The sequence below is a fragment of the Streptomyces roseirectus genome (assembly GCF_014489635.1).
In the GTDB taxonomy this organism is placed as follows: domain Bacteria; phylum Actinomycetota; class Actinomycetes; order Streptomycetales; family Streptomycetaceae; genus Streptomyces; species Streptomyces roseirectus.
This window is the reverse complement of sequence record NZ_CP060828.1, coordinates 6,621,357-6,636,633: the sequence shown is the minus strand read 5'-3', so window position 1 is coordinate 6,636,633 and position 15,277 is coordinate 6,621,357. Positions and strand designations below refer to the sequence as shown.

Annotated in this window: 14 protein-coding genes and 1 tRNA gene; 7 read left to right on the top strand and 8 right to left on the bottom strand. The window is 71.3% G+C overall.

What is annotated here, in order from left to right; genetic code table 11:
- Nucleotides 1-62 precede the first annotated feature (62 nt).
- A complete protein-coding gene (locus IAG44_RS28380; protein WP_246564539.1) occupies nucleotides 63-1,979 on the top strand; it encodes an FAD/NAD(P)-binding protein in 1,917 nt (638 codons plus the stop codon).
- 53 nt (nucleotides 1,980-2,032) lie between these two features.
- Here IAG44_RS28380 and IAG44_RS28375 read toward each other — a convergent pair whose 3' ends face one another.
- The gene (locus IAG44_RS28375; protein ID WP_187749907.1) at nucleotides 2,033-2,566 is read right to left on the bottom strand and encodes a superoxide dismutase family protein; all 534 of its coding nucleotides are present in this window, start codon (nucleotides 2,564-2,566) and stop codon (nucleotides 2,033-2,035) included.
- Nucleotides 2,567-2,793: 227 nt separating this feature from the next.
- Between IAG44_RS28375 and IAG44_RS28370 the strand changes: the two genes are divergently transcribed.
- From IAG44_RS28370 to IAG44_RS28360, 3 genes are all read left to right on the top strand, one after another.
- The gene (locus IAG44_RS28370) at nucleotides 2,794-3,411 is read left to right on the top strand and encodes a DedA family protein (RefSeq protein ID WP_187749906.1); all 618 of its coding nucleotides are present in this window, start codon (nucleotides 2,794-2,796) and stop codon (nucleotides 3,409-3,411) included.
- A gap of 116 nt (nucleotides 3,412-3,527) precedes the next feature.
- Complete coding sequence (locus IAG44_RS28365; protein ID WP_187749905.1) at nucleotides 3,528-4,016, top strand: DUF6153 family protein; 489 nt, start codon at nucleotides 3,528-3,530, stop codon at nucleotides 4,014-4,016.
- A gap of 82 nt (nucleotides 4,017-4,098) precedes the next feature.
- Nucleotides 4,099-4,752 carry a DUF305 domain-containing protein gene (locus tag IAG44_RS28360; RefSeq protein ID WP_187749904.1) on the top strand — a complete coding sequence of 218 codons (654 nt, stop codon included), beginning with the start codon at nucleotides 4,099-4,101 and terminating at the stop codon, nucleotides 4,750-4,752.
- A 1-nt stretch (nucleotide 4,753) separates the two neighbouring features.
- On the opposite strand, the gene IAG44_RS28355 is transcribed toward IAG44_RS28360, so the two are convergent.
- The 3 genes from IAG44_RS28355 to IAG44_RS28345 form a co-directional block, all read right to left on the bottom strand.
- Entirely contained in the window at nucleotides 4,754-5,092 is a 339-nt protein-coding gene (locus IAG44_RS28355) for a hypothetical protein (protein ID WP_187749903.1), read from the bottom strand.
- Between the two features lie 766 nt (nucleotides 5,093-5,858).
- Nucleotides 5,859-6,011, bottom strand: a complete 153-nt coding sequence (locus IAG44_RS28350) for a hypothetical protein (protein WP_187749902.1) — start codon at nucleotides 6,009-6,011, stop codon at nucleotides 5,859-5,861.
- 114 nt (nucleotides 6,012-6,125) lie between these two features.
- On the bottom strand, nucleotides 6,126-7,019 hold the full coding sequence (locus IAG44_RS28345; RefSeq protein WP_187749901.1) for a ketopantoate reductase family protein: 894 nt from the start codon (nucleotides 7,017-7,019) through the stop codon (nucleotides 6,126-6,128).
- 121 nt (nucleotides 7,020-7,140) lie between these two features.
- Here IAG44_RS28345 and IAG44_RS28340 point away from each other — a divergent pair, with 121 nt between their 5' ends.
- Nucleotides 7,141-7,371 carry a DUF2277 domain-containing protein gene (locus IAG44_RS28340; RefSeq protein ID WP_187749900.1) on the top strand — a complete coding sequence of 77 codons (231 nt, stop codon included), beginning with the start codon at nucleotides 7,141-7,143 and terminating at the stop codon, nucleotides 7,369-7,371.
- Between the two features lie 76 nt (nucleotides 7,372-7,447).
- On the opposite strand, the gene IAG44_RS28335 is transcribed toward IAG44_RS28340, so the two are convergent.
- A tRNA-Val gene (locus IAG44_RS28335) sits at nucleotides 7,448-7,519 on the bottom strand.
- Nucleotides 7,520-7,706: 187 nt separating this feature from the next.
- On the opposite strand from IAG44_RS28335, the gene IAG44_RS28330 reads away from it, so the two are divergent.
- Together IAG44_RS28330 and IAG44_RS42990 are read left to right on the top strand one after the other, a co-directional pair.
- On the top strand, nucleotides 7,707-8,474 hold the full coding sequence (locus IAG44_RS28330) for a DUF4097 family beta strand repeat-containing protein (protein WP_187749899.1): 768 nt from the start codon (nucleotides 7,707-7,709) through the stop codon (nucleotides 8,472-8,474).
- 132 nt (nucleotides 8,475-8,606) lie between these two features.
- The gene (locus IAG44_RS42990) at nucleotides 8,607-10,058 is read left to right on the top strand and encodes a coiled-coil domain-containing protein (RefSeq protein ID WP_223006807.1); all 1,452 of its coding nucleotides are present in this window, start codon (nucleotides 8,607-8,609) and stop codon (nucleotides 10,056-10,058) included.
- A 58-nt stretch (nucleotides 10,059-10,116) separates the two neighbouring features.
- On the opposite strand, the gene IAG44_RS28320 is transcribed toward IAG44_RS42990, so the two are convergent.
- The 3 genes from IAG44_RS28320 to IAG44_RS28310 all read right to left on the bottom strand — a co-directional run bounded on the left by IAG44_RS28320 (nucleotide 10,117) and on the right by IAG44_RS28310 (nucleotide 14,901).
- Complete coding sequence (locus IAG44_RS28320; protein WP_246562145.1) at nucleotides 10,117-11,274, bottom strand: amidase domain-containing protein; 1,158 nt, start codon at nucleotides 11,272-11,274, stop codon at nucleotides 10,117-10,119.
- Nucleotides 11,275-11,405: 131 nt separating this feature from the next.
- On the bottom strand, nucleotides 11,406-12,695 hold the full coding sequence (locus tag IAG44_RS28315; protein WP_187749897.1) for a polysaccharide deacetylase family protein: 1,290 nt from the start codon (nucleotides 12,693-12,695) through the stop codon (nucleotides 11,406-11,408).
- A gap of 55 nt (nucleotides 12,696-12,750) precedes the next feature.
- Entirely contained in the window at nucleotides 12,751-14,901 is a 2,151-nt protein-coding gene (locus tag IAG44_RS28310; protein ID WP_425508475.1) for a transglycosylase domain-containing protein, read from the bottom strand.
- Between the last annotated feature and the right edge of the window lie 376 nt (nucleotides 14,902-15,277).

The following is a 15,277-nucleotide window of genomic DNA, read 5'->3' as shown; positions in this document are numbered from 1 at the left end:
GGGGGCAATGATGAGGCGGCCACTCGCGCCCCCACACGCCTGGGAGTCCACCTTTGTCCACTGTGTTCACCGTGCCGCAGCAACGGGGCGCCGAACCGGCGCCGCTCTCGGTCGCCCTGGTCGGCGCCGGTCCGCGCGGCACCAGCGTCCTGGAACGCCTCTGCGCCTCGGTACCGGACCTGCTCGCGCCGGGCGCCCGGCTGACCGTGCACGTCGTCGACCCGGCCCCGCCCGGACCCGGCCGCGTCTGGCGCACCGCGCAGTCCCAGGAGCTGCTGATGAACACCGTCGCCTCCCAGGTGACCCTGTTCACCGATGACAGCGTGAACTGCTCCGGCCCGATCCTGCCGGGCCCGAGCCTGCACGAGTGGGCGGACGGCGAGATAGGCCCCGACGACTACCCGGCCCGCGCCTTGTACGGCCGTTACCTGGAGTGGGTCTTCGCCCGCACCCTGCGCGCGGCCCCCTCCTCGGTCCGCGTCGAGACCCACGCGGCGCGCGCGATCCGCCTCGACGACCGCGCGGACGGCCGTCAGCATCTCGTCCTCGACAACGGCCGTACGCTGACCGGGCTTTCGGCCGTCGTCCTCGCGCAGGGCCACCTGCCGCTGCGCCCCACCCCGGCCGAGCGGCGCGACGCCGGGCACGCCGAGGAGCACGGCCTGCGGTACATACCGCCCGCCAACCCGGCCGACGTCGACCTCGGCGCCGTCCGGCCCGGGGAGCCGGTGCTGCTGCGCGGGCTCGGGCTCAACTTCTTCGACCACATGGCCCTGTTGACGACCGGGCGGGGCGGCCGGTACGTCCGGGACGAGCGCGGGCTGCGGTACCTGCCGTCCGGGCGCGAGCCGCGCGTCCACGCCGGGTCGCGGCGGGGGCTGCCGTACCAGGCGCGCGGCGACAACGCGAAGGGGCCCTACGGGCGGCACCTGCCCGCCGTCCTCACACCCGAGGCCGTCTCCGCGCTGCGCAAGCGGGCGGACTCCGGTGAGGCGCCCGACTTCCTGCGCGACGTCTGGCCGTTGGTGGCGAAGGAGGTCGAGACCGTCTACTACGCGGCGCTGGTGCGGCGGGCCGACTTCGCGCCGCGCTACCTCGCCGTGCCGTACGGGGATCCCCAAGAGGGCGAACTGCTCGCGGAGTTCGGGGTCGGCGAGGCGGACCGGTGGGACTGGGAGCGGGTCTCGCGGCCTTACGCGGAGCGGGAGTTCACGCATCGGGGCGAGTGGCGGGAGTGGCTGCTCGCGTACCTGCGCGCGGACGCCGCTGCCGCCGCCGAGGGCAATGTGGCCGGGCCGCTGAAGGCCGCCCTCGACGTACTGCGGGACCTGCGCAACGAGTTGAGGCTCGTCGTCGAGCACGGCGGGCTGCGCGGACAGTCGCGGCGCGACCATCTCGACCGCTGGTACACGCCGCTCAACGCGTTCCTGTCCATCGGGCCGCCCCGGCGCCGCATCGAGGAGCTGACCGCGCTGATCGAGGCGGGGGTCGTGGAGGTGCTGGGGCCCCGGCTGGAGGTCACCGCGCAGGACGGCGCCTGGCTCGCCCGCTCCCCCGACGTGCCCGGCTCGGAGGTACGGGTGACGACGCTCGTCGAGGCGCGGCTGCCGGAGCCCGACCTGCACGGCACCGGGGACGCGCTGCTGGCCCACCTCCGGGAGACCGGGCAGTGCCGGGCCCACGTCGTCGACGGGTACACCACGGGGGGTGTCGACGTCTCCGCCCGGCCCTACCACCTCCTCGACCGGGACGGGACACCCCATCCCCGCCGGTTCGCCTTCGGCGTGCCGACGGAGGGGGTCCACTGGGTGACGGCCGCGGGGGCCCGGCCGGGGGTGGACTCGGTGACGCTGTCGGACGCGGACGCGGTGGCTCGGGCGGTGCTGCGGGTGGTGGCGGGAGAGGGTGCGGGGGCGGGCTTGGGGGCGGACTCGGAGGCGGGTTCGGGGGCGGAGGGGTCTGAAGTACTACGGGTATGACGGGGTGGGGCGTCCCCTGAGTGCGGTGTCCAAGGGGCGCCCCTCCCCCTCGCTCAGCTCGCGTCGGTCCAGGTGAACGGGACCGTGAAGCAGCCCACGCGCTTGCCCTTCAGGCCGGGCTCGTCATGGATCACGACGGACGCGGCCTCGCCCGGCCGGAAGGTCCAGGGGTGGACCGCGACGCCGACGCCCGACCCGGCGTCGCCCGTCGTGAAGTCGAGCCAGACCTCGTTCTCGGCGTCGACGTGCTCCGGACCCGTGCCCGGCACGTGCTGGTAGTGCCCGCCGGCCGCCGCCGGATCCGCCCCGCACGCCTTCTGATGCACATGCGCGCCGAACGCGCGACCGGAGGGCAGACCACCCACCCGGAGGGTTACGACGGTGGCGCCGCCGGGCGTCGTCCGCTGCACGACCTCGATCGACGCCCCCGCGGGAACGAGGTCCTGGTCGTAGGTGACGGCGTCGGACGGGACGAAGGCGGTCGGCGGCGCGAACCGGGCGTCGGCCCGCAGGACCACGTCACGCGCCGCGCCTGGCCCGGCCGCGAGGGTCGCGGCGACGGCTCCCGCGCAGATGGCTGCCAGCATGGATGCTCACCATTTCCGAGATGTTCGGCGATATTCGACGTTTCACACGCTCTGGCGCGATCGCTACCCCCTTGTTCCGTTGTTAACGGACCCGGGACTTGAGCGCCGCTCGAAACGTGCCGGACGGGTGAACATTCCGTGGGTGTCGTACGTACCCCCCTTGGATCTCCTGTCACTCCCAAGGCGTACGCTGTATGGCTGTCATCGGGGGAGTCACAGGAGTCGTGGTGTTGGAGAGTCTGGGATCGCTGACCGGCGGTCCATGGATCTACGCGGTCGTGGCCGTGTCCGTGCTGCTCGACGTCTTCCTGCCGGTGCTGCCGAGCGGGGTCCTCGTGATCACCGCGGCGACGGCCGCTGCCGCCGGGTCCGGCGCGGCGGTGGCCGGACAGGTCCCCGAGCACGTGCCCGACATCCTCTTCCTGATCCTCTCCGCGACGACGGCGTCCGTCCTCGGCGACCTCGTCGCCTTCCGGCTCGCCTGGCGCGGCGGCGAGCGGCTGGACCGGGCGATCGCGCGCTCCCGGCGGCTCACCACCGCGCAGGAACGTCTCGGCGACGCGCTCGCCCGGGGCGGTGGGCCCCTCATGGTCCTCGCCCGCTTCGCTCCCGCCGGGCGCTCCGCCGTCTCCCTCATCGCCGGTGCCGCGCACCGGCGCGTCCGTGACTTCCTGCCGTGGTCCGTCCTCGCGAGCCTCGCGTGGGCGGGGTACAGCGTGGCTCTGGGGTACTACGGGGCGCACTGGCTGGGGGCGAGCTGGCTGTCGACGGGGGTGTCCGTGGTGGCGTTGTTCGGGGCGGGGGCGGGGGCGGCGTTTCTGATGCGTCCGACGAAGACGGGCTGAAGGCGGGCTCGGGCGGGGCCTCGGCTGGATCCGCCGGGACTGCCGAGGTCGGTGCCGGAGGCTGTCTAGGTCGGTTTCGGGGTACCCCCCTGGGGGATGTACGGGTACCCCCTAGGATGGCGGGCGTGAACCGAGCCGAGCCGCGTGCCGTGCGGTCGTCCCTCAGGGGATGGCCGTCGCTGGTGTGCCTGCTCGGGGTGCTCGTGGGGCTGCTGGCGATGCATGGGCTGGCGCCTGGTGGGGCGCATGCGGTCGGGCACGAGCGGGCGGGCGGGATGAGCGCGGGGGCGGGTGCGCCGGCCGCCGGTTCGGATACGCAGCCCGCTGGTTCGGATATGCCGTCCGCTTCTGTCGCGGCGCACGCCTTCGACACCGAGACGCTGAGCGGGTGTTCCGAGGACGGACACTGCGGTGGGCACGCCCGGCATGCCGACGCGACGTGTGCCGCCGCGAAGGTGAGCGGGACGCCGGTGCCGGCGGGGCCCGTTCCCGACCCGGTCGCCGTCGCCGTCCCCGACGAAATCGTCCGCTGCCGGGTCGGTGCGGACTCCGAGGCGGCGCGGGCTCCGCCGTCGCTCGCCGAACTCCAACTCCTGCGGATCTAGAGGCGCCCGCGCCACCGCGTCGTACGCCGGCGTGGGGTGCTGCCGCGTCCGAAAGACCTTTCCGTACGCAGGAGTTCACGCAATGAACAGCAAGATCGGCCGTATTCGGCCTGCCCGTTTCGCCGTCGTGGCCGTCGCCGCCGCGCTTCTTCTCGCGGCCTGTGGGGGCGGCGGGGACGACGAGGGGAGCAGCGGGGCGGACTCGGTGGCGTCGCCGTCGGTGTCGGCGTCCGCGTCGGCGTCCGCCGGGGGCTCGGCGTCCGCGTCCGCGCACAACGCGCAGGACGTCGCCTTCGCGCAGGGGATGATCCCGCATCACCGGCAGGCCGTCGAGATGGCGGCGCTGGCCGCCGACCGGGCGTCGTCCGCGCAGGTCACGTCGCTGTCCGGGCGGATCCAGAAGGCTCAGGACCCGGAGATCGAGACCATGAGCGGGTGGCTCAAGGGGTGGGGTGAGGAGGTGCCCGCCGAGGGCGGGACGGACCACTCCGGGCACTCCGGGATGGCCGGGATGATGGACGAGGCCGACATGGACAAGCTGGAGAAGGCGTCCGGGGCGGAGTTCGACTCCCTGTTCATGGAGATGATGATCGAGCACCACGAGGGCGCGATCGAGATGGCCAAGACCGAGAAGGCGAAGGGGAGTTACGCGCCCGCGCTCGCCCTGTCCGACGCGATCGTCACCGCGCAGCAGGCCGAGATCGCCGAGATGAAGGGCTACCTCGCGAAGAAGTAGCTCACGGCGGCGGTGGGGGCTCGTGCGCGTGCTTCAGCAGCGAACGGGCCTCCACCCGCTCCCCCACCCCCACCTCCGTCCAGAACCGGTGTCCCGTCACGAACACCGCCAGCTCGTGCTCCCTGCGGCGCAGCTTCTCCACCTCCGCCTGCTCGTCCTGCGACCACCCCGGCGAGGCCGGCCGCTCCACCCTCCGCCACCCCTCCGCATCACTGAACCCCTCCAACGGCACGACCGACCAGGGCAGCCGCTTCAGCAGGGCCTCCAACTCCGCCCGAACCTGATGCAGCTCCTCCTGACCAGCCCGCAGATCACTCGGAAAGTCATACCTCTCAGCCACACCCCCAATGGTACGCCTGTTCGATTTATCGAAGCGAGTTCCGCACGAGTCCCACACGAACGAGTGAGCCGCACGTGTGTGCGATTTACAGGCGAGGCAAGGCGCCCCACCGGACACACGGACCGGCGGAAGCCGACGGGCGACTGACGGCCGAGGGCTGGGCAACGAACGGGGCAGCGGGGCAGGCGGACCAGCGAGGCGACCGACGGGCAGGCGGAACCACGAACCGGCACAGCGGACTCGCGGTGAACCGAGCACCCGCCCTCACCTCTCAGCGCCGCCCTCGGATCACGCCCCGCCGGGCCGGCGCCCGCACATCCCGGCGGAGCACCGGCACCGGCACCGGCGAGCAGCCCACGGGGGCCACACCCGCCGCACGTGACCGCCTCCGTAGGGGGTCGCCGTCGAGCCGTGCCGACGAACACGGACGGCGGCGCGCATGTGCGATGGCGGCGCCCCGCCGAGTGATGCGGAGCATCCGGACCGCGCCCGCCCGAGCGCCCCGATCGCCGGCCCGACCGAAGCCCGCACCGCCGCGTGAGCCGGCCGGCGCAGCGGGACCACCCGGCCCCGGACTGCCGGGCGGAACTCGGCCACGACCTGCGAAGCCGCGACGGCCGAGCGGCTACACCACTCGGCGGGCCGGTGAGGCGACCGACAGGCAGGGGGAACCACGAACCGGCACAGCGGACTCGCGACGGACCCAGCCCGCGCCGCGGCCCCGCATCACCGCCCGGCGGACACCGTCAATGTGCGGCCCCACGCGTCAGCGGGACGTGAGCCAGGCGGCGAGGCCGCTGCTGGCTGCGGTGGCGAGGGTGGCCAGCAGCCAGCCGGGGACGCGTTGGATGGTCAAGTGGAGTCCGCCGCAGCGGAGTTCGAATGCGGGGGCCTTGGCGGCGTCTGATGTCTTGGACATGTACGGAGCTTCGGCCCAGTTCAATTTCGCCTTTACTGCTTTCTTCAAAAGCACACTAAAGGGTTGGACTATAAGTCGGAAATGCCCTGTTTTCGCTAGGCGTCTCTCTGACGACTAGCCCGGCAACTCCCCAACCACCCGCTCAGCCACCGGCGCAGGCACCCCGTGCTCACGCGCCGCCCGCAGCAACGCGCCGCCGATCGCGTCGAGTTCGAGGGGCCGGGCGGCTTCGGCGTCGCGCTGCATGGAGGACTTCATGGTGGGCGGGAGGGAGTCGTAGCGGGCGAGGGTCTGGGCGGGGTCGCTGGGAGCACCGGCGGCGGTGCTGATGGCGGCGGTCTCGGTGACCAGGGCGGTGAGTTCGGCGCGATGGGCGGTGCGCAGGGGCCCGATGGGGAGAGCGTGACGCGTGGTGAGGAGCGCGAAGGGCGCCAGGAAGGAGAGCTTCGCCCAGAGCGCCTTGGTCTCGTCGGCGAGGACCCGCGTCTTGACACCGGCCTCGTTCAGGACGACGGACAGCGCGTCCAGCCGAGCCGGGTCCACCGGGTCGCCGGACAGGTCGACCTCCGTGAACGGACTGGCGTGTTCGACGACACCGGGCGCCGTGCGCGTGGACTCGACGCGGATCACCCCGGGCGCGACCAGCTCGGGACGGTGGTGGGCGCGCAGCGCCGCGGGGTGCTCGACGCCGTTGAGGAACGGGACGAGAAGCGCGTCCCCTAGTACTTCGGAGGGAGCCCGCAGCAGCGCGTCGTCCAGCGCCGTCTGCTTGACGGTGACGAGGACGGCGTCGGCGTCGGCCCGGAGCCGCGTGTCCGCCTCGACCTCGGCCGTGAACTCCCCGAACGCCGCGCTGCGCACCCGGATCCCGTCCGCGCGCAGCGTCGCCGCCGTCTCCTCGCCGGCCAGGCAGATCACCCGGTGCCCGGCCTTCGCCAGCAGCGCGGCCAGCAGCCCGCCGACCCCGCCGGGGCCGAGGACGGCAACGGTGAGCCTGTCGTTCGCCATGACATGTTCCTTTCGCCGGTCGGCCCCGTACACCGGTGGCCGCCACGCCGATGATCATGCCAACCGGCCCGGAACCTGCCAAGGCCCGGCGGAATCCTCCCGAGGGGTGGACACTGGCGTCATGTGCCGCAGCATCAAGACCCTCCGCCCGCCGGCCCTCCCCCACGAGGCCACCGGCGACGACTTCCACGCCGCCGCCCTCCAGTACGTCCGCAAGGTCTCCGGCTTCCGGACCCCGGCCGCGCACAACAAGGAGGTGTTCGACCGGGCGGTGGCCGCGATCGAGGCGGCGACGGCGGAACTGCTGGAGGGGCTTGAGGTACGAGGGGCCGCGAAGCCGGGGGACGCTTGAGGCGGCCTCCTGAAAATCTCCCGACCGGGTACGACGAAGGCCCCCTAGGGGTCACCTGGAGGGCCTTCGACCTGCGTGGGCGCGGACGGTTTCGAACCGCCGACATCCTGCTTGTAAGGCAGGCGCTCTACCCCTGAGCTACGCACCCAGAACGAGTCGACAGCCTACCTTGTCAGGGGCGCTTCCCCGCAAACCCGTACCTCTTGAGGGCTACCCCGAAGGCAGTTCCCGGGGGTTAACCCCACCCCCGTTCCGGGAGGGAGCCGGATCGATCGCGACCCCCCGCGGCCCTAGCGTCGAAGGTGTCCGCAGCGACCGATCAGGGGGACCCCGACATGGCCCGTACGACCCGCACCCGCCGCCTGCTCCTCGCCTCCGGCGTGGCCCTGGTCGCCGTCCTGGGCACCGCGTGCGCGAACTCCTCGGACGACACCGCCCCGGAGAGCAAGGGGTTCGGCTTCGAGGGGTCGACCCTGACGATCGACTCGGAGAACACGGCGCTGGAGATCGTCGCCGCCGAGGACAACAAGGCGGGCCGCGTCGAGGTGACCCGCTGGTTCGACGGCTCCGTGGCGGTCGGCAAGGACCCGAAGCTGACGTGGTCGATGTCGGACGACCGGCTGAAGCTGCGGATGCGCTGCACCGGCCTCGTCGCGAACTGCTCGTCGAAGCACCGCGTCGAGATCCCCCGGGGCGTCGCGGTGAAGGTCGTCTCGCACGACGGCAGCGTCAAGGCACGCGGCCTGCGGAACGCGCTCGACGTCAGGTCGAGCGACGGCTCCGTGCGGATCACCGACACCTCGGGCCCGCTGGACCTCGACACGAAGGACGGCTCGGTCCGCGCCGACGTCTCCTCGCGCACGGTCACCACCCGCTCATCCGACGGCTCCGTCCGCCTGAACCTGTCCGCCGTGCCGGACCGCGTCGACGTGAAGACGAACGACGGGAACGTCACGATCGAGGTGCCGAAGGCGACGTACAAGGTGACGGAGAAGGTGAACGACGGCGACCGGCGGGTCTCCGTGCCGCGCGCCGACGACAGCGCGCACGGGATCACGGCCAGGGTCAAGGACGGCGACCTCACGGTCCGCACCGCCGGCTGAGACCACCGCCCCGCCCGCACGCCGGGATCACCGCGCCGTCCGTGCGAACCGACCGCCCCGTGTGTTCGTCCTTCACCGGTGGGAGAATGGAAACCGGGCCAGGCAGGACGGACGACAGCGCGGGAGAGGGACGTGACGGCGACACCTTCACAAGCGAGTCGACCGGACCGGCCCCCGAGGGATGCCCGTACGACCCGTAGTACCCCCAGTACGACCCGTAGTACCCCCACACCCCTGGGCGCCGCCCTCACCCCCCTGCGGGACACCCTGGCGCTCCTCACCGCTCTCCCCCTGATCGCCACGCTCGCCCTCCCCTCCGCCTTCGCCGGCGGCGGCACCCGGCGCTGGTTCGGCGGCCGGTCGGAGAGCATGCGGGTGGAGGCGCAGGCGGCGAAGGACGCGGCAGCGGCGGCGTTCTACGAACTGGACACCGCGCAACGGGACTTGCGGATCTCGATCGAGACGATCACGGCGGTGGACGACTCCCCCGCCGCCCGCCGGGCCGTCGACCGGTTCACCGACATCGGCCGCCGCATCGACGAGGTGAGCCAGCAGTACATCACCGCCGTCGACGCGCACGACCTGGACCGCGACGACCTGGAGACCTCGGCGGCGTCCCAGGCCCGCGCCCAACTCACCCGCGCGAAGGACGAACTCACCCGGGCCAAGGAGGAGTTGGACCGCTTCGCGAGCGGCCTCGGCCCCCTGCTCGGCAAGGCCGAGACCCAACTGGCCCGCCTCGCCCCGGCGGTGGAGCGCGCCCGCCAGTCCCTGCTGGCCGCCTCCAACGCCCTGGACGCCGTCCGGGCGAGCGGCCTGAAGGCGGACGACCTCGCGGCCCGACTCGCGGCGCTGGCGCCCGAGTTGACGAAGCTGAACCAGGGCGCGGGGCAGCACGGCGTGCCGCGGACCCTGGAGCGCGCGGAGCGGGTCGCGCGGGAGGCGGAGACGATCCGGGCGGAGGCCGAGCGGCTGCCGGAGCGGGCCGCCGAGATCGACCGCCGGCTGGTGTCGCTGCGAACCCGCGCGCAGGCGCTGACGACCCGCGCCGAGCAGGTCGACCCGGTCCTCAGCGAGCTGCGGCGCCGGTTCACCGCGGCCTGCTGGCAGGACCTCCAGCGCGTGCCGGAGCAGGCCGCCGCGAACGTCCGGCAGGCGGAGGCGAAGCTGCGCGAGGCGCGGTCCGCGCGGGAGGAGCAGCGCTGGCCGGACGCGACGTCGCTGCTGTCGACGGTGCGGGCGCTGCTGAACGCGACGGACGAGTCGGTGTCGGCCGCCGGGGACCGGCTGACCAGGCTGAACGCCGTCCAGAAGGACCCTCGGCAGGAGATCGACCGGACCCGGTTCGCGATCCGTGACGCGCAGCGGCTGGCGATGACGGGCCGGACGACCCCGGACCCCCGCCACGCGCGCCCGCTGGACGAGTCGGTGGCCCGCCTGGACCGGGCGGTCGCGGGTCTGGAGGGCCGTCACCCCGACTACTGGCACTTCCTGACGGAGACGGACGCGGTGCGGCAGACCGTGGCGCGGGTCGTCTCGCAGATCCGGGAGGAGCGGGGTACTACGGGTACTACGGGGCACTGAACGCGCGAGGGCCCGTCACCTCGGAGGGTGACGGGCCCCGTCGTACCTGAGGGTTACATCAGGTGCGGTACGCGTAGTAGTACGCGTTGGAGTACGAGGCGAGCACGCTGGACAGCGACCGCCGGTAGGTGTTCGTCGAGTGGTACGTCAGGTACGGCATCCCGTTGGCGACGTACGACACGATCATCGTGTGGTCCTTGGAGCCGTCCCGGTCGAAGTCGACCTGGAGGACGTCGCCGACCTGCATCTGGTAGACGTTCGCGAGCGGCGTGGAGCGCTTGGCGTTCTGGGTGAACCAGGACCACTCGTTGACGCCGACGAACGAGTACGACTGGATCTCGCTGTTGCCGAACCACTTCGTGTAGTCGTACACGTAGCCCGGCGCGTGCTTCCAGCCGCCCGCCTTCAGGGCCTGGCTGACGAAGTTGGTGCAGTCGCCGCCCGCGCCCTGCCCGTTGAAGTTCGGGTAGTCGGGGTTGTAGTTGCTCCAGTGCTTCTCGGCGTACGCGGCCATCGCCTTGTAGTCGTACGTCCCGCCGGTGAGGACCTTCGGGACGGCGGCCGGGTTGCGGGTGGTCGCGGCGCGCGGCGCGGCTGGCATGTCGGTCGCGGCGGCGGCCGGCTTGACGGTGGCGACGGCGGGGGCGGCGACCTGGTTGACGGTGGTGCCGCCCTGGTCGGTCGCGCGGACGCCGGAGAGCTGCCAGTTGCCGCTGTGGTCGGCCTTGAAGGTCAGCTCGTGGTGGGCCTGGAAGCCGGTGGTGTTCGGCTCCTTGGCGCTGGTCTTCTCATAGGTGAGGACCGTGGTCTCGGTGACCTGGGCCTTGGCGGTGCGGCCGGTGACCTTGACGGTGTCGAGGCTGACGCTGGTGGCGCCCTTGCTGTACTTCTCACCGAGCTTGGCCAGCGTGTTCTTGCGCTGGGTCAGGGTGCCGAGGGTGCTGCTCTCGGTGCTGCTCTGCTTCGAGGACATCTTGACGCGGCCCGAGAAGCCCTTGGCCGTGGGCTTCTTGCGGTTGCCGTCCACCAGCGCGTCGGTGCGGTCGGTGAAGACCGCGTCGGCCAGCTTCTGGAAGGTCGCCCTGGTCTTGGCGTCCACCGTGGGGTCGCTCGGGGTGGCGGCGCCGGCGGACCAGTTCGGCAGCAGCGCCACGCCCGCGGCGACCGACGCGGCGGTCGCCGTGAGTATCGTGACGCGACGCCGCGAACGGCTCAATTTCCTTGACTTCACTGATAGTTCCCCTCTTGCCCGGCGGGGGAGGGATGCCGGGTAGCGGAATCCTCGCATGCCATGTGTGGCTGTTGTGAAGGGAGTTGGCTTCGGAGCGGCAAGCTGTTACGAGACCGTCACTGGACGACGGTTGACCAGTCCGGGCTCTGGGCAGGATCAAGGGTTCGCAGCCGGTTCAGGGTCTCGGGCTTCTGGACGTCCATCCAGTCCGCCAACTCCTTGAAGGACACGCACTTCACGTCCTTCTTGACGCACACGTTCCTGATCATCTGGTCGACGGCCCGCATGTAGATGCCGCCGTTCCAGTCCTCGAAGTGGTTGCCGATGAACAGGGGCGCGCGGCTGCCGTAGTAGACCCGGTTGAAGCCCGCCATGTAGGTGTCCAGGGTCTCCTTCTCCCACTGCGGGTACTTGGCGGGGTCGCCGTTCACCTCGCCGCCCGACTGGTTGTAGAGGAAGTTGAAGTCCATCGACAGACCTTGGTACTTGCCGCCCTCGTAGGGGAGCATCTGGAGCGGGAAGTCCCAGATGCCGTCCTTCTTCTCCGGCCACACCTGGAACTTGCCGGGCGAGCTGGCGTCATAGCGCCAGCCGTAACTCTTCGCCGCCTTCAGGAGGTTGGGCTGCCCCTCCAGGCAGGGCGCGCGCCCGCCGGTGACCTCCTTGCGGAAGTCGAAGGGCAGCGGGTCCATCTCGTCGAAGCCGGTGTTGGTCTTCCACTTCTCCGCGAACTCGTAGAACTGGTCGATCTCGCTCTTCCACTCCTCGACGCTCCAGTCCTTGCCGCCCTTGGCGTCGCAGAAGTGGCCGTTGAAGTGGGTGCCGATCTCGTTGCCCTCCTCCCAGGCCCGGCCGAGCTGTTCGAGCGTGGTGCGGATGTGTTCGTCGGTCGCGTAGCTGATGGCCGCGCTGCCCCGCGGGTGCTGGGGCGGGCTGTAGAGGTTCTTCTTGTCCTTGGGCAGCAGGTAGATACCGGTGAGGAAGAACGTCATGTGCGCGTTGTACTCCTGCGCCAGACTCCGGTAGTGGGAGAAGAGCTGGTCGTCCCCCTGGAGCGCGCCGTCCCAGGAGAAGACGACGAACTGGGGAGGTTTCTCACCGGGCTTGAGCGGTTCGGGCTTCAACTGGCCTTGCTGCGGGCCGGTGTAGGAGGTCGAGCCGTCGCCGAGCACCTTCACCTTGCCGTCCCAGGGCTCCTCGGTCTCCTTCACCGTCTGTCTGCCGCCGGGCCCCTCGGCGGCCGTCGGCGTGGTGCGGTCGGTGCGGGAGAGCACCAGGTAGCCCGCGGCGAGGGAGGCGACGACGAGGAAGGCGGCCAGGGACAGGAACCCCGAACGCCGTGCCGTGCCCGTGGACTTGGGGCGCGGCTCGGGGGCCTTGCGGCGGCGGCCCGACGGTTGCTTCATGTGCGGTTGCTCATTCTGCTGGGGGACGGGGGCTGGTCGGCGAGGCGCCCGGTGGTCAGTCGAGCGGGTCCATGGCCCGCGACCAGATGCCGTACGGGACGCTGTCGCCGGCGGTACCGGCGATGCCCTCCAACGGCAGGGGTTCGAGGCTCTTGGTGAGGTCGATGCGGTAGACGACGACGGCCGTGGAGACCTGGTCGGCCGTGCCGACGTACCAGGAGGCGGTGTCCTTGTCGGTCGTCCCGTGCTTGCCGGCGACGTTCGCGGAGGCGGGTGCCGAGGGGTTGGCGGCGCGGTAGGCGTCGCCGAGCGCGTCGGTCACCTGCCCGGCGACCTCCTCGCTCATGGCCCGCCGCTTCTCCGGGACGGCCAGGTCGACCTGGCTGCCGTTGCGGGTGAGCTTGCGCACCGAGTACGGCTCGGTGTGGGTGCCGCCCGCGGCGAACGTGGAGTAGCCGCTGGCCATCCGGATCGCGCTCGGCGTGGAGCTGCCGGTGGTCAGGGCGGGCACCATCGCGCCGATGCTGGAGGACAGCAGGCCCGAACTCTCCGCCGTCCGGCGCACCTTGTCGAGGCCGGTGTCCATCCCCAGTTGCATGAAAGGCCCGTTGACGCCGAGTGCGAGGGCCCGGCGCAGGCTGATGCTCCCGTACGACTTGCCCGCGTCGTTCTTCGCCGCGACCGGTTTGCCACTGCGGTCCCAGTACGGCCCCTCGGGCGTCTTGATCAGCGCCCCGTCGTTCCCGTCGTACAGGCTCTGCGGGGAGACCTGCTCGATCGGCCCCTCCCGGGTCTTGCGGACGCCGTGTTCGAGACCGGCGGCGTAGACGAACGGCTGGAACGCCGAACCGGCGGGCACCGTCGTCGCGTTGGACTCGTTGTAGCCCTGCGTACGGTGGTCGGGGCCCCCGTAGACGGCGATGATCCGGCCGTCGGCGCCGACCGAGGCGGCGCCGTAGTGGGCGGCCTTGGCGTTCTTCGGGTCGTCCTTCTGGGCCTGCTTGCGGGCCTTGGTGACCTCTTCGGTGAGCCTCGTCTCGCGGCCCTTGTCGAAGGTCGTGTAGATCTGAAAGCCGCCGAGGTCGAATTCCTTGTCGGAGATGTTCGCCGACTTCTTCACGTACTGGGTCGCCAACTCGACGAGATAGTCGGTCTGTTGACCCGTGTCATAAAGCGGGTTGCGCTTCAGGGGCTCCGGGAACGCCGTGTATGTCGCGCGCTCCTGCTTCGACAGCTTGCCGATGTCGACCATCCGGTCGAGGATCCACTTCCAGCGTTCCACCGCGCGCGCGTGGTTGGCGGCGCCGAGCGTCGGGTCGTACAGGCCGGCGCCCTTGAGGAGCGAGGCGAGCATCGCGCCCTCGCTGGCGTTGAGTTCGCCGACGTCCTTCCCGTAGTACGCCTGCGCCGCGCGCTGGATCCCGTACGTCCCGCGGCCGAACCAGCTGGTGTTCAGGTAGCCCTGGAGTATGTCGTCCTTGCTCATCTGGTTGTCCAGCTTGAGCGCGATCATCGCCTCGGTGAACTTGCGGCTGATGGTCTGGTCCTGGTTGAGGTAGACGTTCTTGACGTACTGCTGGGTGATGGTCGAGCCGCCCTGGGTGTCACCCGAGCCGACCGTGCGCAGCAGGGCGCGGCTAATACCTTTGAGGGAGATACCGGGGTCGCTGTAGAAGCTGGCGTTCTCGGCGGCGATGACGGCCCAGCGGACGTCCTCCGGGACGTCCTTGAGGGGCATGTCCTGGCGCTGTACCCAGCCGGTACGGGCCATCGGGGCGCCGCTGGCCCAGAAGAAGACGTTGTCCTGCTGTTTGGCGTACGAGTTGAGGTCGGGGATGTCGGTGGCCGCGTAGGCGACGCCGAGGAGGACGACGCTCAGGCCGGTGCCGGCGAGGACGGCGCCGGCCGACTGCCGCCAGGACGGGACCCAGCGGCGCCAGCCGTCGCGGTCGGGGCGCGGGTAGCGGGGCCGGTGGCGGCGGACGTAGGGGGCGGCGGCGCCGATGAGGCGGCGCAAGGGGGAGGGCCGGAGCTCCTTCTTGCGGGCCAGTCTGCTGGACCCGTCGGAAGGCTGCCCGGCCCCGGGTATCTCCAGGTCGGCGACCCGCAGTTGCATGGTCTCGTCCGCCCGGAAGGAGGCGGGGACCTTCAACTGCATGGTCTCGTCCGGCCTCTGGGGCTCCTCCCCCTCCCCCCGCCTGGTCACGACAGCGTCTCCCTCCGCATTCGTGGCTGCCCGCGCAGAAGAACGCACCGGGCGCACGGGGAGGTGTTTCGTCACCCGGTCACGGTTGCGAAGCCCCCCGCGTCCCCCCGACCTCGCGGCTCTCGCGGCCCACTCAAATTACCAGTGCTCTTCGCAAGTTCTCCACACAGGAAAGTGACAGAAATGAACGCAATCACTGCGTACGGCGGAAACCGGCGAGGGCGACTTCGTCACAGTCCCCGGCCCAAGACACGTCCACGGCACGGGTGTTACCCGTAGTACCCCTACGTCAGAGGTACTTCAGAGGTACTTCAGAGGTGCTACGGACACTATGGGCACTACAGGTACCAGGGGTCAGGAGCCCGACCACACCTAC

Bases quoted from the DNA above. Each gene is read 5' to 3' on its own strand.
- IAG44_RS28375 (WP_187749907.1), bottom strand. From the start codon at position 2,566: ATGCTGGCAGCCATCTGCGCGGGAGCCGTCGCCGCGACCCTCGCGGCC.
- IAG44_RS28365 (WP_187749905.1), top strand. From the start codon at position 3,528: ATGGCGGGCGTGAACCGAGCCGAGCCGCGTGCCGTGCGGTCGTCCCTC.
- IAG44_RS28360 (WP_187749904.1), top strand. From the start codon at position 4,099: ATGAACAGCAAGATCGGCCGTATTCGGCCTGCCCGTTTCGCCGTCGTG.
- IAG44_RS28350 (WP_187749902.1), bottom strand. From the start codon at position 6,011: ATGTCCAAGACATCAGACGCCGCCAAGGCCCCCGCATTCGAACTCCGC.
- IAG44_RS28345 (WP_187749901.1), bottom strand. From the start codon at position 7,019: ATGGCGAACGACAGGCTCACCGTTGCCGTCCTCGGCCCCGGCGGGGTC.
- IAG44_RS28340 (WP_187749900.1), top strand. From the start codon at position 7,141: ATGTGCCGCAGCATCAAGACCCTCCGCCCGCCGGCCCTCCCCCACGAG.
- IAG44_RS28330 (WP_187749899.1), top strand. From the start codon at position 7,707: ATGGCCCGTACGACCCGCACCCGCCGCCTGCTCCTCGCCTCCGGCGTG.
- IAG44_RS28315 (WP_187749897.1), bottom strand. From the start codon at position 12,695: ATGAAGCAACCGTCGGGCCGCCGCCGCAAGGCCCCCGAGCCGCGCCCC.